The following is a 26,469-nucleotide window of genomic DNA, read 5'->3' as shown; positions in this document are numbered from 1 at the left end:
CTTCTAATTAATAATCTTTAATATCCAAATCCGACCTTCCCGGTTCCCCTCTTCGAACCCGATTCGGCCTCTTGGCAGCGCCGCTCCCCTCATTTCTTGATTTACGCGCCGGCTCTTCATGCCGTATCTCTTTTTGCCTTGGCTTTACCATCGTCTTCGGCACGGCTTTCACAAAATAGTAATAATCATCATCTTCAAATTGTACCTTTTGTGTCCTCTTATAATCTACTTCAAATAAAAACAATTTTAATAAAAATCCTATAGCTGCCGATACTGCTGTGCCAAGAATGACTGCCAGGAAATTTTTTCCAGTCCCCATAACCATTCCACCCATCAGGGTGCTGATCAGGAATATGAATGTTCCTACCAGTATAGCAACAGACCAGGCATATTTAATCGCCATGCGTCGAATTACATAGACCATAACAATGACTGCCAGCATCGTTATAATGGCGATAATCATCTCCGGATTTTTTAAGATGCTGTCCAACAGGCCCGTCAGTTTCTGAACCATGGCCTCGGTAGCATCTTTCGCCGTTGCCGATACGCCTTTTGCCTTGTCATCCAAAACAGATACGGTATAAAATCCTATGGTTCCAAATGCTATCCCGATTCCTGCAAAAGGTGTCCTGACAAGCCCCAGTACCAAAGGTACCGCACAGGGAATATTAAGCCCACATGCAATTGGTGTCAGAATAATTGCCAGACTCTCTTTGGGGGCAATCCCAAAGTAAAGCAGCAGCATTACCACCAGTATTCCGGTGCCAATCAGAAAAGCTTCCAGTGACAGAGCATATAAATGCCCGATTATAAATGCCGCGCCAAACAAAACAATTGCATTTAACGGCAAAAATGAACAAACTAATGCTAATATTATTACAATGACCGGATTATTCAGCAGATGCATCTGCCCCAGTTTGATATTAATCATCATAAACGCACATAGTGCTATTAAGAACTTTCCAATGGAAACCAGATAGGAATCATACTTTCCATAGAAATTCTTTATAATTTCCTTAAACTCCAGTAACGTTCCCATGCCTGTCTCCTCCCAGTGTTTTACTTCGATCCCTGTTGATACCCGATGCAGATTGCAGGCCTGCTTCCTCACGTTCATATTCTTTTTCCAGTTTTTCCAGCAGTATCTGGTAATACTCAAGGTCTTCCTTTGCCCTGATATATTGAAATGAAAAAATAATATAGGTAATGATTGAATAAACAACCAAAACCACTACATATACAACAACAATCCGCATTACCAGTGCGCCAATGTCCATACTGGTTATCTCTTTTACCAGTTTGTCCATATTATAACAGCCCCATGCCAATAACCCCAGTAAAAAAACAATTGTTATACGGATTGCATTTTTAATCATATGTACACCAATATAATCACTGCGGAAATAATTCTTTACTTTATACAATTCCTCTTCATTTCTACTCTCAAAAATGGCCATTCTTGTCATGAGCTTTATGCGTTTTTCATTAATCATACAGGCCTCCTCAAACATAGCTATACTTTATTTAGTATAGCACAAAAACAGTCTATTGAAAAGTTTATTGTTCAGGAACTTCCTTTTCCAATACACAGACTGATATAATATACCTTTCCAACTCCATGCTCCCGCAGAACTTTTGCAACGGCATCCACCGTACTGCCTGTGGTATAAACATCATCAATGATCAGAACCACATTTAATTTTACATCAGGCTGTTTGATTTTAAAAGCATTTTTCAGATTCTTTTTTCGCTCTTTGCGGCTTAAATCCTTCTGGGAATCTGTATTTATTACCTTTTTCACCAACTTTTTCCGATAGGGAACGGAAAGGAGGTGCGCCGTTTTCCGGGCAAGCACTTCTCCCTGATTATATCCTCTCTTCTGCTGCTTCCTCCAATACATGGGAACCGCAATGACAGCATCCGGATTCCATTTGTGAACCCGGGTTCCCAGATGCTTATAGATTTCTTCAGCAAAAAAGTCAGCGTATTCTCTTTTATTATTGTATTTTAACTGACGGACAGCTTCCTTCATCTCTTTCTCATAAAGATACACTGCCCCTCCGCACTCATAAGTATGCGGGTGCCGGGTGCAGTCAAAGCAATATTCTGACTCTTCCCATAAAATTGGCTTTCCGCACTTTTTGCAGAGAGGCTCACTGAGGGGTTTTACTTTTTCCCGGCATTTTCTGCATGCCGTTCCTTCTGTCCGCTTTACAATTTTTCCGCAGAGGGGACACCTCCTGGGAAATAAAATGCCAAGAAGCAGCTCTTTTATTTGATTCATTTTCTACCTGAAACTCTCTCCCAAGGGTTTTTCAGTATTAAAGAGTTTTTCAGAATCTTTATTGTAATTCTCCCTGCCTAAGATCGTTTAATTCTTTGATCCGCTCCTGAAGTGTCGTATAACGTTTCTGTTCAAATTCATTTTCTACCATCTGATAAAACGTATTTGGGCTTCCTACCAGCGTTACGCATTTTCTCGCTCTGGTTACTGCCGTATAGAGCAGGTTACGGTTCATCAGCATTCTGGGGCCATTTAGCAGCGGGATGACTACAGCGGGATATTCGCTGCCCTGGGCTTTATGGATGGTAATCGCATAAGCAAGCTCCAGTTCATCCAGTTGTTTAAATGAGTACTCTACAAACCTGCATTCATCATATTCTACGGTTAGCAGTTCTGAAAAAGTGTTAATCTCGCGGACAATCCCCATATCACCGTTAAAAACACCATCACCCTTTTCAATGGGAATTCCGTATCTTCCGCGTTTTTCCCACTGAATCTGGTAATTATTTTTAATCTGCATGACCTTGTCCCCTTCCCGGAACAGACCGTCCCCATGTTCCCGCTCATTCTTGCTTTTCTCCGGCGGGTTCAGATACTGCTGCAGTATGCCGTTTAAACGATCTACCCCAAGCAGTCCCTTGCGCATGGGTGTCATAACCTGAATGTCAAACATAGAGGCATCTACAAATTTTGGAAGCTTTTTCTGTATCAATGTCAAAACCACGCTTATGATAACATTTGCATCATTGCGCTGCAAAAAGAAAAAGTCCATACTTTTGTTATCCAGTACCACTTTTTCTCCCTGATTAATCTTATGGGCATTGACTACAATATCGCTTTCACTTGCCTGGCGGAATATTTTCGTAAGGCGCACTACCGGGAAACAACCGGAATCTATCACATCCTTTAGAACGCTTCCAGGTCCCACCGACGGCAGCTGGTTCACGTCACCAACCAGAATCAGCCTGGTTCCCACAGTTATGGCGCTTAAAAGAGCATATATCAAATGTATATCTACCATGGACATTTCATCAATGATGATGACGTCTGCCTCCAGGGGATTCTGGGCATTCCGCTCAAACTGTACCCTGCCTGCCATTTCCTCCATCGCTCCGGATAACTCCAAAAGCCGGTGTATGGTCTGAGCCTCGTAACCGGTAGCTTCCGTCATACGTTTCGCAGCTCTTCCTGTGGGAGCCGCCAGGGATATCATTAATCCTTCTGTTTCAAAATAATCAATCAGGGCATTAATCGTCGTTGTCTTACCGGTACCCGGACCTCCTGTGATAATCAGAAGTCCGTTTCTGACTGCTTCTGTGACTGCAGACTTCTGCATTTCGTCCAGCTCGGTTTCATTTTCCTTTTCAATGGTACTGATCCGGGAAAGGATCTTTTCCTCAGAAACAACGCTGGAAATATTCAGATCGTGAAGCATTTTTGCCGTATTGAGTTCCAGATAATAATAGGATGCGCTGTATACCAGCACTTTACCTGCTTCTTCCTTCAAAATGACTTTACGGTCGACAGCCATGTCCATCAGATGTTTATCCATCAGATCCGGCGCAATGCCAAGGAGTTCTCCTGCCCTCTGAAACAGGATTTCTCTGGGCAGATACACATGTCCTTCCTGGGATGCCTGCAGCAGACTATAAAGAATTCCGCTCTTAATCCGAAAATCAGAATCAGTATGTATACCAACCTTAGACGCAATCTCGTCTGCGATGCGGAATCCCACCCCATCAATATCATCCGCCATTTTATATGGGTTTTCCTGGATGATCTGATAGAGGTTCTGTCCATATTCTTTATAAATCTTCACTCCAAGGGAAGTGGAAATACCGTATTTCTGTAAAAAAATCATCGCTTTACGCATATCCCGTTTTTCTTCAACCTGAGCTGAAATCTCTCTGGCTTTTTTTTCACTGATCCCCTTAATTTCTGCCAGACGTTCCGGTTCTTCTTCAATAATCCGAAATGTATCATCTTTAAAACGGCGCACAATCCTGGCTGCCAGCGCCACGCCGATTCCCTTAATTGCACCGGAGCCCAGATACCGTTCTATCGCCATGGCATCTTCCGGCGCCTTAATCTCATAACTTTCTATCTGGAACTGGCGGCCATAGGTAGCATGCTCTGTATAATGCCCCTGGGCTTCGATTAATTCACCGTCTCCTATATACTGAAGCATGCCAACGCAGGTAACTTCATCCCCTTTACTGACAACAGACATCACCGTATATCCATTATCGCTGTTCCGAAATACAATATGATCTACATAACCTTCAATTCTTTCCATTCAACTTCTCCTGTGGCTGCTGTCTGCACGCACCCGTGTTATTTACAGACACGCTCTGAGGCTGTCGCTTAAGTTTCACGGCGTCAGATCACTCTGCTTGTCCGGCAAACCTAAACCACAGCCTCATTTTCTAATTTTTCTCTGCAGATATCAACTCTATATATCTTCCAGTACCAACAACTACTGCAGTCATGGGTTCCTCTGCAGTCATGGTGTTAATGCCTGTTTTTTCTTCTATTAATTCTTCCAGTCCATCCAGCAGCGCGCCTCCTCCGGTAAGCACAATTCCTCTGTCTACCACATCAGCCGCCATCTCCGGAGGGGTCTTCTCCAGTACATTTCTGACTGCATCCACAATCTGTGTGGTTGCTTCTTTCAGCGCTTCCCTCACTTCTTCTGAAGTAATCTTCACTGTTTTCGGAAGGCTGGTTACCAGATCCCTTCCTTTCACTTCCATCACCTTTTGCTGAGGACGCTCAATTGCCGTTCCTACATGAATTTTAATATCTTCTGCCGTTCGTTCTCCAATAAGCAGGTTGTGCTTTTTCCTTACGTAGCGGATAATCGCCTCATCAAAATCATCTCCTGCCACTTTGATGGAAGTACTTACCACTATTCCATTCAATGAAATAACTGCAACATCGCAGGTGCCTCCCCCGATATCCACAATCATATTCCCGCAGGGTCTTGATACATCAATGCCCGCACCGATTGCTGCCGCTATAGGCTCATCTATAATCTGCACTTCTCTGGCTCCTGCCAGATATGTAGCATCTTCCACTGCCTTCTTCTCAACTTCCGTAACGCTGCTTGGAACACTGATGCTGATCCTTGGCTTGCGAAATGACAATTTGCCGATTGCCTTTTGTATAAAATATTTTAACATCTGCTCCGTAACAGTATAATCGGATATTACTCCTTTACGAAGCGGACGGATCGCTACTATATTACCCGGAGATCTGCCAAGCAGTACTCTTGCTTCTTCCCCGATTGCTTTAATCTTATTTGTGTCTCTGTCAAAAGCCACCACTGAAGGTTCTTTTAATACGACGCCCTTTCCCCTGACATACACAAGGATACTGGCCGTACCCAAATCGATACCGATATCTGACGACGCCATCTTACTACCCCTTTCCAAAAACTGTTGTGCCTTTTATTATATACAATTATTACAAAAATGAAAAGCATTTTTTAGTAAATTAACATTTTCTTTATAATTAGAACATAGTTTGAACACATTTATGTTTTATACTATGTTTATATTAGCAAACAAGCTAATATATTTCATAACTCACACTTCGCAGCCCCCACACGCTGCGAAGTACTCCCTCAAAATATTTTTAATTTTTTCTCTTTCCTTTAGAAAATCCTCAGCGTGCGTTGCTGAGGATTTTCTTTTTGTGCTATTTAATTATTACGTTTCTTTTTGTTAATACCGGTGCCTTTAAAAGTCCGGTCTCCCGCAGCTGATATTCATATGCCCAGCTGCTTCCTTCTGTTCTCCAGGCATTCGGTCCGATCCAGTCTTCTGTGCGGTTACAATTGTGTATGGTACCGAATGTGTTCACCCGGTTCCCAAATGCCGTCAGATCTATTCTATGGATTCCGGCATCTGCTTTCCCAAGTTCCAGACGATAAGGCGAATAACAGATATATCCTGCTTCTTTTCCGTCTATTGCTGCCTTTAATACCGGGTTGCGGAACATGGTGGCTTCCAGTGCCAGGAACGCTTCTTCCGTATTTACGGTGATATGATAGGTAACATTTCCTCCATAGAATGGCAGTCCCTGTCTTGTTATATCTCCGAAATAAAGGGATGTCACCGGACTTATGACCACTGCACTGCTGCCCTGTGCCCTGACGCCAAAATCTCCCAGAAGATACATTGCTTCTACATTCCTTTTAGAGTTGTAGGGGATTTCTGTAATCAGTACATTTTCACCCTTTCTAAGCTGTGACAGCTCTATCACATCGATTTCCCTGTCCGTATACCATCCGGTTCTTTTTCCGGCCATCTGCTCACCGTTGAAAAAGACAAGGGTGTCTTCCCCATTTTCCAGTGCCAGACTTACCTTCGGTAATTCAATTTCAGAATATATGCTAAAACGAAGACTTAATTTATGTTCATAAGGTTCCTCTTCCTGATTGAGCCACGGCTGGGCAAAGGCTTCCATGCGAAGGGGATATGCTAATTTTTCCCGGAACAGATTATCAATTCTCAGAATTTCTTCTTTTTCCTGCCAATCCTCTTCATCAAACCGGTACTGCGCCATATCCAGAAGGTATACATTTGGCTCACTTAAGGTTACCGGTACTTCTTCCGGAAGCTGAATCTGTTTCTCCCTGCTGCAGTCTTTTAGTGCCTCTTCCTTCCGATTCTCTGCATCACATAAATTCTTGCCGCAGTTTACTGCTTTTAAATGCAGAAGAAGACTGTCATGTTCAAACATGCTTCTTTCCAGTACCGTATAACCATTTTCCAGCACTGTATCCACCTGGTGAATCTCCCCGGTAAGGGCATCGTAGCGGGTTATCCTATAATTTCCCCGAATGCGTATAGAAAGTTTTTCCTCTGCCGGAATATCACTGTTAGGCATAGGCATCACATGTGCCAGGAACAGCCAGCGTTCTTCTCCTTCATTACGGAGCTGGTAGATGATGTTCCCCGTCCGGTTTCCATCTTCATTTCGGATATCCAGTTCCCGTTCTTCTTCTAATGCCCCAAGCAGGGAATTACGGTTATAGGGAATACAGAGGCATTGTCGTGCCAGTTCTTTAACCTCATTACTTGGTTCTACCTGAACCATCTGCGCAGCCTCTCCCATGAAAATAACCTTTCCTCCCTGTGCCTTAAATTGTTTCAGGATCTCCAGGGTAGAACGTCTGATGGTTACACATCCCGGAACCAGAACCGTCTCGTATTCCATCTCTCCTACCTTAAGCTTCTTACCCTTCACCTGTATCTCATTTGTCAGTTCCGGCAACAGAGACTCTGCAAGGAAATCAAAATCTACCAGGCCATAGAGCATCCATTCAATCAGATTCTTGAAATTTTCATCCATTTCCCGGCGGATGCCTCCCGTATGTTCTTCCGTTCCCCAATAGAGCCAGTAAGATTCAATGGGATGGATGACACCTACTTTTACGGAAGGTTTTCCTCTGGTAAGGGCCGTATTTAATCTTGCAAAATAATCTTCTACATAATTATACTCTTCATACCATGGGGACTGGTAGCCGATGGCAGCCGGATAGTCCCTCTTCGCCTCTCCCGCCATTGATGTCCAGGTAAGATGGGGCACCCGGACAGTTACTCCCAGCGCAGCCTGCCAGTCACCCTGAAGCTTATGTCCCCGGAAATCAAAATCCCAGTTAGTCACCCCGTAAAGTTCGCTGATGACACCAGGTCTTCCGTACTGCCTTGCTGCGCTTTCTGCCTGCTTTGCGGTGGACAATTCTCTTCTGTCACAGAGCATATCAATTCCGGGCAGTGTAAAAGAGCGGTAGGATCGCATTGCTTCTCCCAGTGCCGCTGTCTGGGATTCCAGCGTAGGCTCTTCCATCATATGTCCGGTAAGCAGAATATCATGTGCTTTACACCAGTCGCCAATGGTATCTGCAAATGCATCTGTAAAACGTTCACAAATGTGGTCGTGGTAGTTATAGCGGATCTTTGAAAACTTTCCTTCTCCCAGCTCCCAGAACAATTCGGGAAGCCCTGCTAAAAGACTGTGTCCGTATACATCCCTATAGGTATCTTCCAGATCATCCGTAAATGGTATGGTAACCTCTTTTCTTTCCTTTGCAAATGCCAGCCTTGTCTTATGGGAAAACTGGGGTTCATCCGTAAATATTCCCGGGATGGATTTACCGAACTCATCTCCCAGTTTCTCATAATATTTCTCATGTGTCACTTCTACAAACCGCTTCACAGCCGCTTTATCCAGTGTGTTCAGATACGCCTGATTATTAAACCATGGATTATCACCCGATATTTCCAGATATGCATACCAGGGCTGGTAACCGGAACGGATTTCTTCATTCTCTTTAAGCATCTGGTAATCATTTAGAAAACCATTCTCTATTTTTACCTGATAACGTGCCAGGAGTCTGCGGTTGTTGCTGCGTACCGCCTGTCCGCTGGAAGATAGCTGATTGGATTTCTCATTCTTGTCTTCCAGCGGGACGGGACTAAAAACCAGGAACCGGATACGGTACTTTTCTTCTCTGGTCACAAGCCCTCCGCCTGCTCCGGATGGCCAGCGGTCTTCATCGTAAAGCCACGCCAGCATTCCTCTCTTTTTCGCTTCCTCATCTGTATAGCGCACCAGATCCATAAATTCTTCGCCCAGATATTCATTTGCCATCCCTGTCCTGCAATGAATGTGACCGCCTCCCATGCCCATTTTCTGTAACTCTTCTAAGGTATGGTCAACTTTTTCTTTGTCCATTTTGCAATTCCATGCCCAAAATGGCGCCCCCCGGTATTCGGAAGACGGATTCTGAAATGTTTCTTTTGATAATTCCCCTGTTTTTTTATACAGCATCGCTCTACCTCTTTTCTTGTTTTTCTATATTTTCAATAAAGTCAGTGGGACAAACTCCTGTATAGGAGCGAAAAATACGGCTGAAATAAAACTGGTCGCTATATCCCACCTGTAATGCAACATCCTTTACAAACACCTTGCCGCCATTACTCATCAGATCTTTTGCCCGCTCCATACGCAGCATTGTCAGATAGTTGTTAAAAGACAACTCTTCGTATTTTCGGAACAGTTTGCTCAAGTATGTCTGTGATACTCCAAACTCCTTACATACCATGCCCAATGTAACGGGTTCGGCTACATGCTTTTTCAGATATTCTTTAATGCTTTCAAAATAGCCCTGGGTATCTAGTTTTGTCTGGCTCTGGATTTCCTCTTTTTTATCTTTAAAAAGGACTTCATTCACATTTTCAGCCAATTCCTCAACGTTCCCGGAGTAGAAAAAAGCTTCTTCCAGCATAAATTCATAGTCGTTGTTCTCTTCTATCTGCCCACTGTAACGCTGCATCATATAAAATATCTGTCTCACCATCCCCTCTACCCAGATCTGGGGCCGGTTTTCATCCTGCCATAAGTTCAGCAGACGCTTGACTTCTCCTTTCATTTTATCATATTTTTGCTTTTCAGCCAGTATCTCAAATTCCCTCAGATACTCAGGATGGTTTTCAAACTTCTCCCCGGCACATCTTTTATCAAGCTCTTCCATAATCAGAATCTGGGTCTTTCCCAGTACTGTCTTTTTATCAATCATCCGGTACAGACGCTTAACCGTTTCCTCCATTTCCATTACTTCAAAGGGATTACGCATAATCACAGCTGTCATATAAGCCGATACCGGCTGTTCTTTTGCGATCTTTCCCCGTATCATGCTTTCAAAACTGGTCATAAAAATCAATTCAGCAGGACAGATGTACAGAGCTTCCATTTCATCCCTGCCATATACAAACATCATTTCATGAATATCTGAAAATATTTCCCGTCCTGCCCCATTCATAAAACGCCTGGGCAGTCCATTGAGTCTCACCACTGCTCCATAATACTGGTTTTGTGGAAAGTACCGTTTCAAAACCGCCTCATCTATGTCAATGCCCCGGCATATTTTACGCATGACGTCATTACGCTCCAGATAATAACGTTTTCTCAGCTTTTCCTCCAAAAGGTCAAACAGGCTTTTCAGCTCCGAGGGCATAACCGGTTTTAAGATATAATCCGTAACACCTGATTTGATCGCCCCCTGGGCATATTCAAAATCCTGGTATCCGCTTACAATAACGGAAATCATCCAGGGAAATTCTTTTTTAATCCCGGCAACCAGCTCCAGCCCATTCATAATAGGCATACGAATGTCGGAAATTACCACATCCGGCTTATTTTGCCTTACCTTGTCCATTGCTTCTTTTCCATTCTCCGCCCGTTCAATCACCTGGAACTCCGGACACTTTTTTTCTATAATAGTACAAATATGATTCAGTGCAGCCGGTTCATCATCTACAACGATTACTGTGAACATCTCTTTTTCTCCTTACCTTCTCATTACTTCCCATGGCATAGCCTGCAATACAGCCTCAGTTTTTTAACTTTCCACCTATCTTTACTACTGCTCCCGTATCACAATTATTAATTTCAAATACAAGATCTTCATTATATAACAGGTAAAGTCTTGCATAGGTATTAATCAGTCCCATACCTCCGATTTCCATTTCCACGTTGCTGCGTTTATTGCCCAGCCTGTCCCGAATCCTGGCTATTTTATGCTGCAGATCTTTCAGCACCTCCTCTTCTATCCCCTGTCCGTTATCCGATACCTGAATATACCAGAATCCGTCCTCTTTCCAGCCTTTGATATCTATCTCCATAATATGGGAGGTCTGGGTAAATCCGTGGTTGATACTGTTCTCTACAATCTGCTGCAATACAATTTTGGGAATAATCTCTGCTTTGATTTCTTCCTCCACTTCCATATGGTATTGCAGTTTGTGTTCATACCTGGATTTAATCAGATAAAAATACTGTTCCAGATACTGCAGCTCCTGACCGATGGCAGCATAGCGTTCTACCGTACTGGTGGCATACCGGAGCATTGCAGCCAGACTGCCGCAGATCTCACAGATTGTTTCGTCCCCGCTGTTCATTCCCCTGTTTGCAATTACGTTAAGAACATTATACAGAAAATGCGGATTCACCTGTGCCTGAAGAGTATCAAACTGCGCCTGAAGCTGCAAAATTGACAGCCGCTTTTCCTTAACAATCGATTCATCCAGACGGGTTAACACCTTTTGATAGGATTTACTGAGCGCCTCCATCTCATCGTTAGATGTATCTAAATACACCTCCTGATCCAGATTCTCGATCCTGGTATTCTCCATTTGCTCTCTTAATTTTTGAATAGGTTTTGTCAAATGCCCGGATACAATAAACACAAATACCATGGAAATCATAAAAAAGCATCCCGCAATCACAAAGGTTAAGGGTGCTACATATCCGATTTCCCGTTCTAGCTGGTTCATATTTTCTATGACCATGATCTTAACACCGGTTTCTTTAGAATTGCTGATAGCTATCAGTTCTTTGTTATTTGTAATATCATTTCGGTATTCGGCCACTCCAAGCTTATCTTTTTGGGCCAGCTTTCGGTAAAAATCATTCTGGTTTCCTTTTAAAGTGGAATACAGTATCTCTCCGTCTTCGGTCACTGCTGCCACATCCATTCCTGATTTCGGAAGCTCAAACAGCTCTTTTAAGTTATTTACGCCGGGTGGCACTACAGTTCTCTGTACTTCAATATACCCCATAGATTTTCCCTGTATTTCTCTGGCAATTGAATAGACCATTTCCTGACTTTTCAGTCCCCAGTCATCTTTATGTATCCCGATCAGAACTGGTTTTCCACGATGTCCCTCTACTTTAGAGAGCCATAACAGATCCTCCGTTTTTTTATTTTGATTTATTATCCTGTTTTCATAATTGGAACTTCCCACTACATCTCCGTATTGATTGAATACCAGAACACGATAGAAATTCTTGATCATATAGTCCGTATTGATCCCGGACTGAATTGTCGTCTTCGCTTCTTCAATATAACCCGACTGGCTTTCGTTGTTGTGATCTGTACTTGCCAGCATCCGTATGGAAGACAGCATTCCGGTATCTGACAATATGTAGTCTGTAATAGATTTCATGGTTTTTATGGATTCATCAAACTGATTTGCCAGCCTTTCCGAAATAAACTGCGTATCATTGTATTCGTTATTCTTATATTCCCGAATTGTATAACGGTTGTACGCAAGCCCTAGTATAAGCGCTGCCATCAACACAAATACTGCATAAGATAATATCATTCTTGTCCGAAATCTCATATGTCCCTCCTATGTCTTTTCACCATTTTATTACGGGAATATTATAACTGCAGATATGCTAAAATACCAGTACAAGTAAAGAATAAACCTCTTCTCCCTTGTACCGGTTATTTACTTTTCTTTTTCAGCCCTTCACGGCTCCGGCTACCATACCATCTACAATTCTTTTGTTAAAAATAATAAACAGAATTAACATTGGTATTGTAATTATCAGAACATCTGCAAAAAGCAGGTTATAGGAACTTGAATACTTGCCCATGAAGCTGTATAGCGTCAGCTGGACAGTTGCGTTTTTATTTCCGGGAAGAAAATATAACGGATTAGTAAAGTCATTAAATACCGTAACTGCGTTCAGAATTGTAACCGTTGCAGTTACCGGTTTCAGCAGTGGAAAGATCACTGCAGTAAACAGTTTGCTTCTTGTACAGCCATCGATATATCCCGCCTCTTCCAGCTCTGTGGGAATTGAACCCATAAATCCACGGTAAAGCATAATTGTGAACGGTATCTGTAATGCTACTTCTACCATGATCATTCCAAACATGGTTTTATAAATATGTAAACCCTGCATTACCCAGATCGTAGGAAGAATAGCCGGCGGAACCATAAGACCAGACATTACGAGAGCATTTACAACACCAGTGGTCTTATCATTTCTTCTTTGCAGAACATAGCCTGCCATAGCGCATACTATAATCAAAACTACAACAGATCCTGCCGTCAGAATAAAACTGTTCTTAAATGCCGTAATTACAATACCATTACTGGTTGTCAATACCTGCTTAAAGTTATCCCACTGTAATTCTTTCGGCCATGCAATGCTGAGCAGATTGGCTTCTCTTCTCTCTTTCAGGGAATTTACAAACATGAAGATAAATGGAATAATAAAGATAAAAAATGCAACTACAATTCCAATCACATCTCCTGCTGCATAAAGCGCTTTCTTTCTCTTCATATTTAGTCAACCTCCTTACTTAACAAGAATCTCTGTAACGGGAATGCCAGAATCGCAATCATTACAAACATAATAACATTACCCGCCGTTGATAATCCATAAAAACCAGCCGCATACTGTTTGTAAACTATGGATGCTACAACGTCTGTAGCAAAACCGGGACCGCCGCCTGTCATTGCCCAGATCAGGTCGAAGCAGCGCATACCACCGATAAATGCCAGTATAATAACAGAGTTCATTGCCGGACGGCAAAGTGGAATAGTCACACTCTTCAGCTGCTGCCACGCGCTTGCTCCATCGATGGAAGCTGCTTCATAATATGTTTTGTCTATGGACTGCATGCCCGCGATATAGATCACTGTTGCAACACCGACTCCTTTCCAGACATCGACACCAATTACGGAAAAGAGAGCCAGATGGGTATTCCCCAGCCAGTCTACCCCATTTAATCCAATTGCCTGAAGCGCTGTGTTAATGAGCCCTTTGGAAGGATGCATCATGGCACTGAATACAATACCTACCGCAACGGTACTCACCAGATTTGGAAAAAATACGATGGAACGCAGAATATTTTTACTTTTTATCTTGCTTGTGAGAAATACGGCAATAAAAAATGCAATTACGACCTTTAAACTACAAGTTAAAAATGCATAGATTAATGTGTTCTTGATACCGATATTCAAAGACCTCTCTGAAAAAAACATTTTAAAGTTGTCCAGTCCAACAAAGGTGAAATCTTTAAAGTTCCATACTGTCAAGCTGAAAAACAACGACGTAAGCATTGGAATAATGAAAAAAATAGTAAATATGATCAGTGCCGGTGCCATAAACCAGGTTGTATAAATCTTCTTCTTATTCATACATTTTCCCTTTCTCTCTTTTATAATTATTGTCTGCAGTACTTATGTAATTCCAGACTGATAACCATGCATGGGAAACAGTCTTTATTAACAGCACGTCATACATGCTTATCAATTTGGAAAGGGCTGTTGCAATTGTTTTGCTCCAGCCCCTTTCCGAATGTTTATTATTTCCAATCCAGACCTAACTGTACTGCCTGTTTTAAACAATCTTCGTCATATGCTTTCGCTGCCTCTTCTGCTGTTGTCTGACCAGAGCCGCATTCCTGGCAGATTGCCGGACAATTTGACCCTTTTACTGCTGTCTGGAATTCCAAAGCTGTAGATGTCTTTCCTGCATCAAAGTATGCCTGTTCCTGTTTTACCGCATCATATGCGTTGTCCGGAAGTTCGTATCCTTTTACACAGTATGGTCCATCCGGTAATATTGCAGACGTATATGCATCTAATGCTTCGTCAGAGATGTAAAATTCCATGAATCTCTTGATGTCATCTACTTTATCAGAATTTTTATTTCCATACCATGATGTAGGCATCCATACCGTTAATCCGTTATCATTCGCGTCATCGCCAGGTACTGCAAATACACCTACTTTATTAACATCTTCCCCGTACAGTTCATAGATATTGGATAATGCCTGTGTCAGTATGATCCAATGAGCACCTTCTCCATTTACGATCATATCGCAGCCGTCATCATAGGTAGTTGCAAGATAATCTGAATTATAATACTGTGTTGTATCTGCTAATTTCTCAAAACTTCTGAGGGCTGCAGGAGTCGTTGCATATTTTGCTGTTCCAGCCTCAAAATCTTTTGCAAAGTTAGGTTCATTTGCCTGAACATTGTAGTGATCTCCCAGATACAATACCTGTGATGTCCAGCTGTCTGCAAATGTACCGATAAGGGCTGTCTCACCTGCTTCTTTTAATACATCACAATTCTTTTTAAACTCATCCCATGTCTTAGGAATTTCCAGATTATATTTTTCGTATAATTCTTTGTTATAAAGAATAGCGCCTGCCTGTGTAGAAGCTGCCGGGACACCGTATACCCCATTTTCCACGGTAACGGATGCTTTGTATGTATCATCCAGCTTACTTGCCCACTCTTCACCGGAAATGTCAATGAAGTATTCTGCAGGATTAAGTGCTGCCAGAAGAGAACCTGAATTGTATCCGCATAAATCTGCCATATCGCCGGATGCAAGGCGAGTCTTAACAATATTATCACCATCTGCTCCGCCAGCTCTGGTTTCGATCTCTACTGTAATGCCTAATTTCTCTTTTGCCAGATTACAAACTGCCTCAATACCGGCCAAAGTCATATCGGTGTCAATCAGCATGGTCAGGTCTGCTTCTTTATATTCCCATTCCCCATCTGCTTTTGCAGCCGTTGTAGAAGCTTCGGAACCTTCTTCTTTACTCGCTGCCTCTGTCTCTGTGTCTTTTGCTGCATCGCCTGGTGCTTCTGTCTTTGCCTCAGTTGCTGCGTCCGTGGCTTTTGATGCTTCTGTCGTCTTTGTTTCACTTCCTCCGCATCCCATAATACTGCCGGCTGCCATTGCTGCTGCAAGTAAAAGTGCTGTTACCTTTCTGATCTTCATTTTGTTTCCTCCCTTTTCTTTACTTCGTTTTGTTGTTTCCTGATGTATTTAATTTAACATAAGGGTAAAAAAAAGAACATGGAGAATCAAATCTTTCTCCATGCACTTTTCAGCACAAAATGATATCTTATTCTGCTCTCCAGCATCCCCCGGGGCGTTCATTAATCTCTTTGATCACCTCAGGATCTACCTTAAAGCTGCGATCAATGTTCATAAGTCCATTGATCTCCTGCTGTACATCCGTTACCTGGGTATAACAAAATCCGCAGATATAGGGAGTCTTTTTTATTGCTGTGGTAATCGAATCAAATCGCTTAATAAATTCTGCTTCATCTCCTACCTTATTGCCATATCCCCAGCCTGATTCCCCATTTTGAAAAGCAATTCCGCCGTATTCACTGATGATAACCGGCTGTCCTTTATATGCATATCCGTCCGCCATAGCAGATTTATGATTGCTGTGATAGATATCGGTACTGAGGATTTCCTCCTTATAACGGTTATAACGGTCAAAGAAGAGATCTCCATATTCTTCATAATCATGCAGCGTAATAATATCAGAAACCGTATGTTCCCATCCGTCATTTACAATTACAGGCCGGAACCGGTCAAATGATTTTGTCAGATGATAAACCGCCTCTGTAAAGTGCTGCTGCTTTCTGTCTGTTTCCACCTTGGATATTCCCCAGGATTCATTAAAAGGTGTCCAGGTAATGATACTTGGATGATTATAATTCTGCCTTACAATATCCATCCATTCCTCAGTAAATTCCTGGACAGCGTCATCAGAAAAACGGTAAGACGCAGGTACTTCACTCCAAACCAGCATTCCCTTCACATCACACCAGTACAGGAACCGCTCGTCTTCTACTTTTTGATGCTTCCGAAGTCCGTTGTATCCCAGTTTCATAATCTTCTCGATATCTTCTACCAGCGCTTCCTCATTTGGAGGGGTCAGATGTGAATCTTCCCAATATCCCTGATCCAGAATCAGACGCTGATAAAGAGGTCTTCCGTTTAACAGAATATTACCCCTGTCTATTCGAATTTCTCTCATTCCAAAATAAGACAGAACCTCATCGCATACATTTCCATCTTCCAATATTCGAATGGAGATGTCATATAAGTCAGGACGTTCCGGTGACCATGTACGAACGCCCCATTCGTCTGCTTCCCGGGAGAATACATTCATTCTGGTTTCCACACGGCTTTCCAAAACGGAAATTACCGATTTATTCACAATCGTTCCCTGAAATGAAATTTCTACTTCTGCCGCCAGATTCCCTGCATATGAGTCAGCCGTTATCTCCAGTTCCAATTCTACGCAATCCTTTTCCAGCAAAGGCGTAATCTTTACTGATGACAGATTCATAACAGGTACATATTCCAGCCATACAGTTTTCCAGATTCCCGTTGTCTGCACATACCAGCAGCCAAAATTCTCGTCTTTCCAACGCTGTTTCCCTCTGGGCTGCGCCATATCAAAGGAGTCATCCGCTTTTACTATGATTTCATTTTCACCATCTTTTATAAAATTGGAAATATCAAAGGAAAATCTGGAATATCCGCCTCTGTGGGAGCCAGCCAGTTCCCCGTTAACCCACACTTTTGTCAGGAAATCGCTTCCTTCAAAATGAAGCATTAATTTTTCTTTTTCCAGACGATTTTTGTCAGCAGTAAACTTTTTCCTGTACCAGACATGATCATGCCTGTTCTCATCTCCAATCCCGCTCAACTTCGTTTCATAGGTAAATGGAACCTCAATCTTAAGTTCTCCGGGAAACTTAGTATAAAACTTTTCTTTTTCTCCCACGTTTCTGTCATCAAACAGAAAATCCCATGTACCGTTTAAGTTCTCCCACTCCTGACGTACCAGCTGGGGTCTGGGATAATCTTTTTTGTAACTTCTCATCATATATACCTTTTTGTCACAATTTTTATGACACTGCCACATATAGCAGGATGAAAGAATGATATTGTGGCATTTTCCCTTCTCTGATTTTATCTTTCATCCTTTTTCATTTACCTTCATTATATCACATCATCCTTTTACACCGGACATGGTAATCCCCTGTACGATCTGTTTTTCAAATAAAATATACAATAGAATGATAGGAACAGATGCCACCATATTTGCTGTCAGAGGTTTCACATAATCTACGGTGTAAGTACCCGCAAAAGTAGGAATCCCGATTGGAAGTGTAAACTTCTGACTGCTCATGGCACATAACAAAGGCCAAAGATAATTGTTCCAGCTTCCGATAAACGCAAATATGCATACGGTTGATATTACTGCTTTGGATAATGGAAGTAATATCCGGAAGAATATGGTCATTTCTCCGCCTCCATCGATTCTTACTGCCTCCATTAATTCATTGGGCAGTCCACGGAAAAAAGTAACCATTATAATCATATTCATAGACCCTGCCACAGCCGGTAAAACCAGGCCTGCATAAGAATCAATCAGATTCAGGCCATTCGCCGTAATAAAAAGAGGAACAATAGTTGCTTCTGCCGGTACCATAATACCGAGCAGAAAATAAAAATATATTGCCTTACTTCCTTTAAAATTTATTTTAGCGATAGCGTAAGCTGCCATTGCCGATAATAATACCGTCAGACCCGTGGTAATAACTGCAATAAACAAACTGTTCATCAGCCATCTTGCCACCTCACTGTGAAGAATGATTTCCGGATAGTTACTAAGCGTATAGGGCGGAAGAAACCAATCCACAACCGAAGTAATCTGCTTTCCTTCTATTTGAAATGATACTGCAAGTGACCATAATACCGGCGCTGTAAAAATAATTGCAATTACTATGGAAATCGTCGATAATATCACATTTCCAGGTTTTATTTTCTTCATGAATCCCGTTCCCCCTTCCTCTGTATCATTTGTTGTACCAGCGAAAGTACGACCAGAATCAGGAATAGGACATAGGACATTGCCGAGGCATAGCCCATGTTGTTTTTCTTAAAGGCATTTTCATAGATATACTGGATTAAAGGCCTTGTAGAAGATGCCGGGCCACCTCCCGTTATCATATAAATCTGTCCGAATACTTTAAAGCAGGCAATTACCTGCAGCAGCACTACCAGATACGTGGTAGATTTTAACAGTGGCAATACGATAGAAAACAATTGCTGCCGTTTCGTAGCCCCGTCGATTGCTGCTGCTTCAAACACCTGGGGCGAAATATCCTGTAACGCTGACAGATAAAGCATCATACTGAATCCTACTGTCCACCATACCGTCATGGATGTAATCGTCCCCCAAACCAGGTTTCCATCCTGCAGCCACTGGAGTTCCTGGTTTGCCCCCAGAACCCCTATGGCATGAAGAAATCCATTGATAAACCCCCTGTATGGTGCGAACATATATTTTGCAATAAATGCCGCCACCGAAACGGAAAGGACACTTGGCAGATAATAACAGATTCTGAGGCCTTTTTTTATCCTGGTAGGGCGGTTTGCCAGCAGTGCCAGAACCATAGCAGTAATCACCAGAAGCGGTGCAGTGATCAGCACAAATACCGTAGTATTCTGAAGCGCTCCCCAAAAGTTTTTATCTCCTATAAATTTCAGATAATTATCCAGTCCTACAAATTTTAATTTCCCCATCAGTGTCCACTTATGAAGACTGACGTAAACCCCCTGAACCACAGGCCATATGGTAAATACGGTATACAAGAGAAAAAACGGTGCTACAAAACCAAGTGCAATGAAAAGCTGTTTTCTTTTATTTCTTGTTTTATGCATTTCTTAACCTCCCGTTTTCCTGGAAATTGAATCTGTTATTCCAGATTCGCTTCCAATTCCCCGTAAAGATTATCGATTGCACCCTGCGCATCGGTCTGTCCCGTCCAGTATGCATTCAGACTGTCTATCATACCTGCTTTCATACCATAGAAATTAGGATTTTTAGTTGGCATTACCGCTTTGTCTAATGCACTCTTATAATCACTTCTATAAGGCAGTTTTAAATAATCATCACTTTCCAGAACCTTGAGGTTTGCCGGTATCTGACCGGATTTTGCCCAGGTCGCACCGCCGTCTGAAGATGCAGCCAGTGCGAATTCCACTGCCGCAAGAGTCTCGTCTTCTGTCCTTTCTTTGCTGAAAGGAATAATCAGTGTATGGGAGTCTGCCCAACAAGCATCATTATCAAACAACTGTGGAAACGTCTGTGCACCAAACTTCAGGTTTTCCGTACTCTCAAGCGCTCCTGTCGCCCATGTTCCCGCAAACAGCAGACCTGCTTTACCGCTTTGGAAAAATGCCTGATGATCATCTATTCCTTCTAATATGTATCCTTTGTCATAAAGACTTTTCACAAATTCTGCTGCCTTTACGGCAATTTCTTTATCCATTGTTACCTGTGTGCCATCATCGCTGACCAGGGCTTTTCCACCCATCTGATAGTAAGAAGCCCACCATAAACGGTATGGATCATCACCGGAATTAGTTAAAGATAATGCACTGCTGCCTTCCGGGATAACTGCTTTTATTTTATCCAGGACAGCATAAAACTCGTCTGTACTTCCAATATCCAGCTGACCGTTTTCATTTAACTCCACACCGGCATCCGTCAGAATATCTTTGTTAAAATACATAATTTCAGCATGTGTATCCAGAGGAACCGCATATACATCTCCGTCAAAAGTTACACTGTCCAGTGAGTTTTGTGAGAACAGACCGGATAAATCCACGCCCAGCTGATCCAGATAGTCATTTAATGCAATTACTGATCCTTCATTTACTAATTCGGGCAGTTTGGACACATGGGATATTCCGATATCCGGTCCTTTCCCGGCAGCAACAGCTGTTTGCAGCTTTGTATAATAATCATCCCACACTAACATGATTGACTGCACGCCCATTTTGGGACTTCCCCCATTATAATCTGAAATAATCTGATCCATAAATGTTCCGTCACCGCCACTGAACAGGGACCAGAAAACCAGCTTTCCATCATCTATTTTCACATTTTCCGGATTGTTCACGGTACCATCCTCGTTTACATCTGTTACAGCACCTGAAGCTGTTTCTCCATCAGATGAACTGTCTGATTGTGCACCAGCGCTGTCAGCCTGGGTATTTATTTCTGTTGAATCTTTGCTCCCTTCCTTATTATCTGCCGTTGTACTGTTTCCACATCCAGCCAATGCTGTTCCTAAAACGCAAACCGCTAAAATCACACTCACTATTCTTTTTTTCATAAAGAACCTCCAACATTATTATAGGTTTTTAAGCTGCTCCCTGTTAGTTTTGCCGGCACTAACGAGTTATTTAAACATATTTACTGTTTAAATAGATAAAATAGAGAATCAAAAAATATTATTATAACAATATTTCTGTTTCTATATTTTGTATATTACGTTATTTTACCATTTTTGTCAATATGTATTTTGCATTAATTGTATAATTTCACATTTATTTTGCTCTATTATTTTTTATCACCATAAATCATGTCATAATATGTATATTTTTCTCACATAGTTCTATTTTTGCAGCACAGATTCTTCACGTCCCTCTGTCTGTAATCAGGTAAACAAAAAAAGATCAGCCCTAAAGGCCAATCTTTCTTTGCCGTTTATTTAAAACAGCCATTACCTGTATTTTAATTTCAAATACTGTTTACACTTTTTAATATTCGATATTCATTACGATATCCTGTTCAAAGTCTCCATATCCTCTGCCAAATATATTGAATCCACCCACATATTTTGTATGTTCCTTATTTCCAATCTTTACATCAATATACGGCAGAGACATTAGATTCAATTCCTCTACTTTGATATCTGAAGCCCTGGCTTCGTTGATATATGCCCCATCCTTGCGAACTTCCCATGTCATGAGCAATCCATATTGTGTAGAACCATTGGGCCATATGGAAGGATTCAGCCTTCCCCGCCTCGCCCCAAAATCTCCCGGGCTTGTCCAGGTTCCGCACTCCGTACCATTAATCCAGACTGTTATATCAGATTTCCAGTCCTCTCTGTAGTTTGGCGCTTCGGAACAGATTTCTAAAGAAACGCTGATACGTTTCGGTAATCGTTTTTTAGGCACTGCGTTTGCAAACTTATATTCCACAAAACCTGAGGATGTCCATAAGAGTTGGGCATTTACCCTTTCCGGCAAATAAAAACTGTACTCCGCATCTTCCATTCCAATCACTCCGGATCTGCTGTATAATCCACAGGTTGGCGATACATTGCACGCGCAATAGGCACCTACCGGCATCTCAATGCTTGTGATTTCATCAATATCCGTATTCACTGCTGACAAATCAATCGTAATAAAATCTCTTTTTCGGTTACAGAGCTTTGTAGACCCCCGGGTTCCCGGCTGCGTCTCCATTCTAATCAATCCCGCCTTCTCCAGAATCTTCAAGTGCAGCGCCGCACTTGACGCAGGAATATCCAGTTTCTTTGCAATGTCTCCAATAATTAACCCCTCTTCATACAAGAGTTTTAATATCTCTATCCGAATAGGTGAAGACAGCGCCTTCCCTACATTGCAAAGTTCCTCTTCACTTGTCATATCCAATTCTAATATCTTTGCCAAGTCTGCTCCCCCTCAAATGCTGTAATATTTCATTTAAAATGGCTTTAATTTTTCCCTTTAAACTCCATTATTATACCGCATCCAATCTGTAAATTCAATGAGAAGCTGAGAGCTGCCAGGTGAAACTCAGAAAGGGAGACAATCATTTTCTAAAGCGTATACTATAACATCCTGATCCTGCACTTGCGCTCATAAAACCATTCTCTGCCACAAACTCCAGACCATCCCCGTCCAGGACTTCTTTTGCCTGATCCAGACAAATCTTAGCCTGTGTATTATGAGGAATACGTACTTTCATAGTTACCTCATCGCCGGAAACATTCCATTGGGAGGTTATATCTCCATATACCGAACTGTAATTTGCTTTCACATAATCCAGTCCGCCGCCAATTCTTGGATATATGGTGGTGAATTTATAACCACTTTTTTCTTCGTTTGCTTCGATTCCGGCAACTACACGGTACAGCCATTCACCAATTGCACCATAAGCATAATGGTTAAAGGAGTTCATGTCCGGGCTCCACATGGTTCCATCCGGTTTCATGCCATCCCAGTGTTCCCAGACTGTAGTCGCTCCCATTTTTACCTGATACAGCCAGGATGGGAAATCATCTTTTAACAGCAGTTCATAAGCTTCTTTTGTATGTCCGTTCTGGCTTAAAGCATGGCAGAAATACGGTGTCCCCACAAATCCGGTAACCAGATGTCCATTTTCTTTATCCAGTAATCTCAATAACCCTTCCACTGTCTTTTCCCGGTATGCTTCCGGAACCAGGTTAAAATACAAGGCTACAATGTGCGCTGTCTGTGTCTGGGCAGTCATATTCCCTTCACTGTCAAAGAAAGTTCTCTGGAATTTATCCACTATTTTTTCATACAGATCACTGTATTGCTTCTCATCTTCGCTGTTCCCAAGTATCCTGGCAATCTTCACAAATAATCCGGTTGAATATGCAAAGTATGCGGTACAGGTCAGGTCATTTGGGGTAGCCCCAAAGTAGCTGCCTTCTTGTGCATCCAATGCCACCCAATCACCAAACTGTAATTTATAATTCCAGATATAGTCTTTTGCATGTTTTTCCATGAAACCGATCCATGCTTTCATACTGGAATACTGATCTTCTAATATCTTTTTATCTCCATAAGTGAGATACATTGTCCATGGGTTAATAACTGCTACATCAGCCCATGCCGCTGCAGAATGACTTCCCTGTTCTAACAGCCAGTCACCATCTGTTTTACCGGAAAGAATGTCTGGTACTACATGGGGAACTCCTCCCTCTGGTGTCTGATCAGCTGCTACGTCTTTCAGCCATTTTGCAAAGAAATGATAAGTGTTCATGAGATAACTTGCAGTACGGCAGAAGATCTGAGCATCTCCGGTCCATCCAAGTCTTTCATTTCTCTGCGGGCAGTCTGTAGGCACATCTACGAAGTTTCCTTTTAACCCCCATAAAATATTATGCTGAAGCTGGTTGATATCCGGATTAGAACATGTAAAGGTACCTGTCTGTTCCATATCAGAATGTACCGCATATGCAGTGAAATCCTCTATTTTAGGTTCACCCGGATAAGCTGCAATCTTCGCAAACTGGAATCCCATAAATGTAAAATTAGGATGGTATTCCGCTTCCTGATCATCTTTGCAAATATATGTAAGAGTCTCTTTTGCCCCTCTTAAGTTATCCAGATAGACATTTCCGGCTGCATCTAATACTTCAAAGCAGTTAAGTTCTACTCTATCTCCGGCTTTTCCTTTTACCTTTACATGAATCCAGCCGGTCATATTCTGACCAAAATCAATCACGGTATCACCCTGTGGTGTTTTAAAAATTCGTTTTGCCGCTACCGGCTCTACCTCTGTTACTTTGCTGAAACTCTGTGCTTCCAGCACTTCTTTATTGAAAGAAACAGTTTCTACATCCCAAAAGCCTTCTGCTGCAAATCCGGCTTCTGCCCAGCCTTCTATTTCCTCTCTGGCATCATAAATCTCTCCATCATAAATCTCGGAAAACAAAACCGGTGCATTACATCCCTTCCAGGAAGAATTGGTCACTATTGTATCTGTGGTTCCATCTTCATATGTAATACATATCTGTCCTAAAAATGCTGTCTGATCACCATAATTATTGCGGTTGCCCACAAATCCCATTTTACCTTTATACCATCCTGCTCCCAGCATTGCTCCTACACCATTTTCTCCTTCTTTCAAAAGCGTGGTGATGTCGTATGTCTGGTAAGTTAAATGCTTCAGATAAGAAGTCCAGCCCGGTGTTAATTCATCTGTTCCAACTTTTTGACCATTAATATAAAATTTATATAATCCCAGGGCAGTAGTGAATGCATAAGCTGCTTTAACTTTTCCTTTCACTCCGAAACTGCTTCTTACATAAGTCCCTTTGGACTCACCTGCATTCTCTTTTGTCTCTGCCGAGATGAATTCTGCTTTCCATTCCTCACTTGTGAGCAGCGCCGTCACAAAATATCCTGTCTCACTCCATTCGCTGGATTCTCCATCTGCATCAGAAGCTTTCACACGTACAAAATATTTTTCAGAAGATTTTATCTGTAACCCATTTGCAAACACGTGAGCGGATTCATCGCTTGTAATCTTCCCGCTGTTAAAAAGCAAACGTTCAAATTCTTCGTCGGCGGCAATCTGCAGCTCATAAGATGCCTGCATAACACTGCGTTTATTACTTTCTAATATCCAGCCAAACTGTGGTACCTCAGTAACTCCCACGGGATTTTCCTGGTAATTCATTTTTAACTTTGCTATTTTCAACATTGTACTACCTCCATTTTTATATTTGTTTCCATGCCCATCCAACATTCAGTTACCATATTTATATTATATAGATTACATGAAAACAGCAGGTTGTACAATAACGGTTCTTTATGCTTCTATTGACCATTTTTTAGGTTGTGCTTTTCCGGTAATCTCCGGGAGTGCATCCCACAGCAGCCCTGAATTTCTTATAAAAAAAGTTCATATTGTTATATCCGCACATGGTTACAATTTCCGTTACCGGAAGGTCTGTATTCTCCAGCAGGACCATCGCTTTATTTAAACGCTGTTCCTGAACATGCTCTACAAAGCTCCTACCCGTCTTTTCCTTTAGGAGATTGGTCAGATACGCAGCATTAAATCCGAAATATTTCGCCATCCCGCTCAGTGTACAATGTTCATAGTTTTCTTCTATATACGATAATACTGAGAGAATCTGAACATTGTGGGAAACATCCTTTTCTTTTTCTTTGGACGCATCCCGGTAGGTTCTCAAAAGCTCTGTGAAAAGTATGACCATATAACTGTCAAGTACTTCCTGTACTCCCAGGTCTTTATTATAATATTCCAACAGAATCTCAACCATGATCTTTCTGACCCTTGGATTGTTATGTGATGGAAAGTATAAATAATGCTTTTTCTGCTGATTTCTTGTCACCGCTTCCATCAAAAACTGGGATAAGATCCCTTGTTTGGTCATTCGTGACAAAAATGCAGATGCAAAAAATTCTTTTCTCATCAGGATATTCAGTATAATGTCATTCTCACCTGCTTTTTCTATGGAATGCACCACACTGGTATCGAAGATACACACATCTCCTTCCTGACTGACTACTTTTCTTCCTTCAATCATCTGGACACAAGTTCCTGACCACACATAATTCAATTCAATATAGTTGTGGGCATGGGGCTTAATATCCACAAAACGGTCCTGCCGGTTAACACCGATATTCTCATAAGGATTCATAAAATAATCCCCTTCAAATAAATATGCTCCCTTTTCCATGGAACTATATTTACTATATTCTCTATGAATCCTGGGATTTTCAAAATCCACTGTCCCCTTTACCAGATTTTCCTTCTCCTGTTCCGTAAAAGAACGCAAAAAAATATCTAATTCATCTTGAGTCATATTACCTCCTGATCTGTTGCTCATCCAGCTCTAACTTAGAATGTGCCTGAAGCACACTTTAGTAATCATTCTAAACAATATATCGA

General features: G+C 41.9%; 18 protein-coding genes. All 18 read right to left on the bottom strand.

Annotated features, from left to right (window positions below):
* Positions 1 to 7: 7 nt before the first annotated feature.
* Positions 8 to 1,039, bottom strand: coding sequence for a hypothetical protein (locus CD03_RS35290; protein ID WP_052378047.1), 1,032 nt, complete (start codon positions 1,037 to 1,039; stop codon positions 8 to 10).
* Positions 1,017 to 1,493 (bottom strand): hypothetical protein, encoded by a 477-nt coding sequence (locus CD03_RS35285; protein ID WP_044289761.1) that lies wholly within the window; start codon positions 1,491 to 1,493, stop codon positions 1,017 to 1,019. The genes CD03_RS35290 and CD03_RS35285 overlap by 23 nt, the downstream gene beginning before the upstream one ends.
* Positions 1,494 to 1,564: 71 nt before the next feature.
* A complete protein-coding gene (locus tag CD03_RS0129900; protein WP_027296757.1) occupies positions 1,565 to 2,284 on the bottom strand; it encodes a ComF family protein in 720 nt (239 codons plus the stop codon).
* Positions 2,285 to 2,342: 58 nt separating this feature from the next.
* Positions 2,343 to 4,580 (bottom strand): SF1B family DNA helicase RecD2, encoded by a 2,238-nt coding sequence (gene recD2, locus CD03_RS0129895; protein WP_027296756.1) that lies wholly within the window; start codon positions 4,578 to 4,580, stop codon positions 2,343 to 2,345.
* A gap of 130 nt (positions 4,581 to 4,710) precedes the next feature.
* Positions 4,711 to 5,700, bottom strand: a complete 990-nt coding sequence (locus tag CD03_RS0129890; RefSeq protein WP_027296755.1) for a rod shape-determining protein — start codon at positions 5,698 to 5,700, stop codon at positions 4,711 to 4,713.
* A 283-nt stretch (positions 5,701 to 5,983) separates the two neighbouring features.
* A complete protein-coding gene (locus CD03_RS0129885) occupies positions 5,984 to 9,124 on the bottom strand; it encodes a hypothetical protein (protein WP_027296754.1) in 3,141 nt (1,046 codons plus the stop codon).
* Between the two features lie 4 nt (positions 9,125 to 9,128).
* Positions 9,129 to 10,631, bottom strand: a complete 1,503-nt coding sequence (locus CD03_RS0129880; protein WP_027296753.1) for a response regulator transcription factor — start codon at positions 10,629 to 10,631, stop codon at positions 9,129 to 9,131.
* Positions 10,632 to 10,686: 55 nt separating this feature from the next.
* Positions 10,687 to 12,477 (bottom strand): sensor histidine kinase, encoded by a 1,791-nt coding sequence (locus CD03_RS0129875; RefSeq protein WP_027296752.1) that lies wholly within the window; start codon positions 12,475 to 12,477, stop codon positions 10,687 to 10,689.
* Between the two features lie 124 nt (positions 12,478 to 12,601).
* Entirely contained in the window at positions 12,602 to 13,432 is an 831-nt protein-coding gene (locus CD03_RS0129870; protein ID WP_027296751.1) for a carbohydrate ABC transporter permease, read from the bottom strand.
* Between the two features lie 2 nt (positions 13,433 to 13,434).
* Positions 13,435 to 14,292: a carbohydrate ABC transporter permease gene (locus tag CD03_RS0129865; RefSeq protein ID WP_027296750.1), complete on the bottom strand. Its 858-nt coding sequence runs from the start codon at positions 14,290 to 14,292 to the stop codon at positions 13,435 to 13,437.
* A 167-nt stretch (positions 14,293 to 14,459) separates the two neighbouring features.
* Positions 14,460 to 15,896 (bottom strand): ABC transporter substrate-binding protein, encoded by a 1,437-nt coding sequence (locus CD03_RS0129860; protein ID WP_027296749.1) that lies wholly within the window; start codon positions 15,894 to 15,896, stop codon positions 14,460 to 14,462.
* 127 nt (positions 15,897 to 16,023) lie between these two features.
* Positions 16,024 to 17,811 (bottom strand): glycoside hydrolase family 2 protein, encoded by a 1,788-nt coding sequence (locus CD03_RS0129855; RefSeq protein ID WP_044289760.1) that lies wholly within the window; start codon positions 17,809 to 17,811, stop codon positions 16,024 to 16,026.
* A 126-nt stretch (positions 17,812 to 17,937) separates the two neighbouring features.
* Positions 17,938 to 18,762 (bottom strand): carbohydrate ABC transporter permease, encoded by an 825-nt coding sequence (locus CD03_RS0129850; RefSeq protein ID WP_027296747.1) that lies wholly within the window; start codon positions 18,760 to 18,762, stop codon positions 17,938 to 17,940.
* Complete coding sequence (locus CD03_RS0129845) at positions 18,759 to 19,655, bottom strand: carbohydrate ABC transporter permease (protein WP_027296746.1); 897 nt, start codon at positions 19,653 to 19,655, stop codon at positions 18,759 to 18,761. Before CD03_RS0129845 ends, CD03_RS0129850 begins: the two co-directional genes overlap by 4 nt.
* 35 nt (positions 19,656 to 19,690) lie before the next feature.
* Complete coding sequence (locus CD03_RS0129840; RefSeq protein ID WP_027296745.1) at positions 19,691 to 21,115, bottom strand: extracellular solute-binding protein; 1,425 nt, start codon at positions 21,113 to 21,115, stop codon at positions 19,691 to 19,693.
* A gap of 427 nt (positions 21,116 to 21,542) precedes the next feature.
* The gene (locus CD03_RS0129835; RefSeq protein WP_027296744.1) at positions 21,543 to 22,463 is read right to left on the bottom strand and encodes an ArsR/SmtB family transcription factor; all 921 of its coding nucleotides are present in this window, start codon (positions 22,461 to 22,463) and stop codon (positions 21,543 to 21,545) included.
* 142 nt (positions 22,464 to 22,605) lie between these two features.
* Entirely contained in the window at positions 22,606 to 25,251 is a 2,646-nt protein-coding gene (locus CD03_RS0129830) for an alpha-L-rhamnosidase (protein ID WP_027296743.1), read from the bottom strand.
* A 130-nt stretch (positions 25,252 to 25,381) separates the two neighbouring features.
* Positions 25,382 to 26,383 (bottom strand): AraC family transcriptional regulator, encoded by a 1,002-nt coding sequence (locus CD03_RS0129825; protein WP_027296742.1) that lies wholly within the window; start codon positions 26,381 to 26,383, stop codon positions 25,382 to 25,384.
* Positions 26,384 to 26,469 lie beyond the last annotated feature (86 nt).

This window comes from Robinsoniella sp. KNHs210 (genome assembly GCF_000686105.1).
In the GTDB taxonomy this organism is placed as follows: domain Bacteria; phylum Bacillota; class Clostridia; order Lachnospirales; family Lachnospiraceae; genus Robinsoniella; species Robinsoniella peoriensis.
The sequence above is the reverse complement of the archived record's forward strand: the minus strand, read 5'-3'. Positions and strand labels throughout refer to the sequence as shown.

What these genes read in the sequence shown, in the direction of transcription:
- CD03_RS0129850 (WP_027296747.1), bottom strand. Translation starts at nt 18,762, where the DNA reads ATGAAGAAAATAAAACCTGGAAATGTGATATTATCGACGATTTCCATA.
- CD03_RS0129825 (WP_027296742.1), bottom strand. Translation starts at nt 26,383, where the DNA reads ATGACTCAAGATGAATTAGATATTTTTTTGCGTTCTTTTACGGAACAG.
- CD03_RS0129840 (WP_027296745.1), bottom strand. Translation starts at nt 21,115, where the DNA reads ATGAAAAAAAGAATAGTGAGTGTGATTTTAGCGGTTTGCGTTTTAGGA.
- CD03_RS0129865 (WP_027296750.1), bottom strand. Translation starts at nt 14,292, where the DNA reads ATGAATAAGAAGAAGATTTATACAACCTGGTTTATGGCACCGGCACTG.
- CD03_RS0129860 (WP_027296749.1), bottom strand. Translation starts at nt 15,896, where the DNA reads ATGAAGATCAGAAAGGTAACAGCACTTTTACTTGCAGCAGCAATGGCA.
- CD03_RS0129875 (WP_027296752.1), bottom strand. Translation starts at nt 12,477, where the DNA reads ATGAGATTTCGGACAAGAATGATATTATCTTATGCAGTATTTGTGTTG.
- CD03_RS0129870 (WP_027296751.1), bottom strand. Translation starts at nt 13,432, where the DNA reads ATGAAGAGAAAGAAAGCGCTTTATGCAGCAGGAGATGTGATTGGAATT.
- CD03_RS0129900 (WP_027296757.1), bottom strand. Translation starts at nt 2,284, where the DNA reads ATGAATCAAATAAAAGAGCTGCTTCTTGGCATTTTATTTCCCAGGAGG.
- CD03_RS35285 (WP_044289761.1), bottom strand. Translation starts at nt 1,493, where the DNA reads ATGATTAATGAAAAACGCATAAAGCTCATGACAAGAATGGCCATTTTT.
- recD2 (WP_027296756.1), bottom strand. Translation starts at nt 4,580, where the DNA reads ATGGAAAGAATTGAAGGTTATGTAGATCATATTGTATTTCGGAACAGC.
- CD03_RS0129830 (WP_027296743.1), bottom strand. Translation starts at nt 25,251, where the DNA reads ATGTTGAAAATAGCAAAGTTAAAAATGAATTACCAGGAAAATCCCGTG.
- CD03_RS0129890 (WP_027296755.1), bottom strand. Translation starts at nt 5,700, where the DNA reads ATGGCGTCGTCAGATATCGGTATCGATTTGGGTACGGCCAGTATCCTT.
- CD03_RS35290 (WP_052378047.1), bottom strand. Translation starts at nt 1,039, where the DNA reads ATGGGAACGTTACTGGAGTTTAAGGAAATTATAAAGAATTTCTATGGA.
- CD03_RS0129880 (WP_027296753.1), bottom strand. Translation starts at nt 10,631, where the DNA reads ATGTTCACAGTAATCGTTGTAGATGATGAACCGGCTGCACTGAATCAT.
- CD03_RS0129885 (WP_027296754.1), bottom strand. Translation starts at nt 9,124, where the DNA reads ATGCTGTATAAAAAAACAGGGGAATTATCAAAAGAAACATTTCAGAAT.
- CD03_RS0129845 (WP_027296746.1), bottom strand. Translation starts at nt 19,655, where the DNA reads ATGCATAAAACAAGAAATAAAAGAAAACAGCTTTTCATTGCACTTGGT.
- CD03_RS0129855 (WP_044289760.1), bottom strand. Translation starts at nt 17,811, where the DNA reads ATGATGAGAAGTTACAAAAAAGATTATCCCAGACCCCAGCTGGTACGT.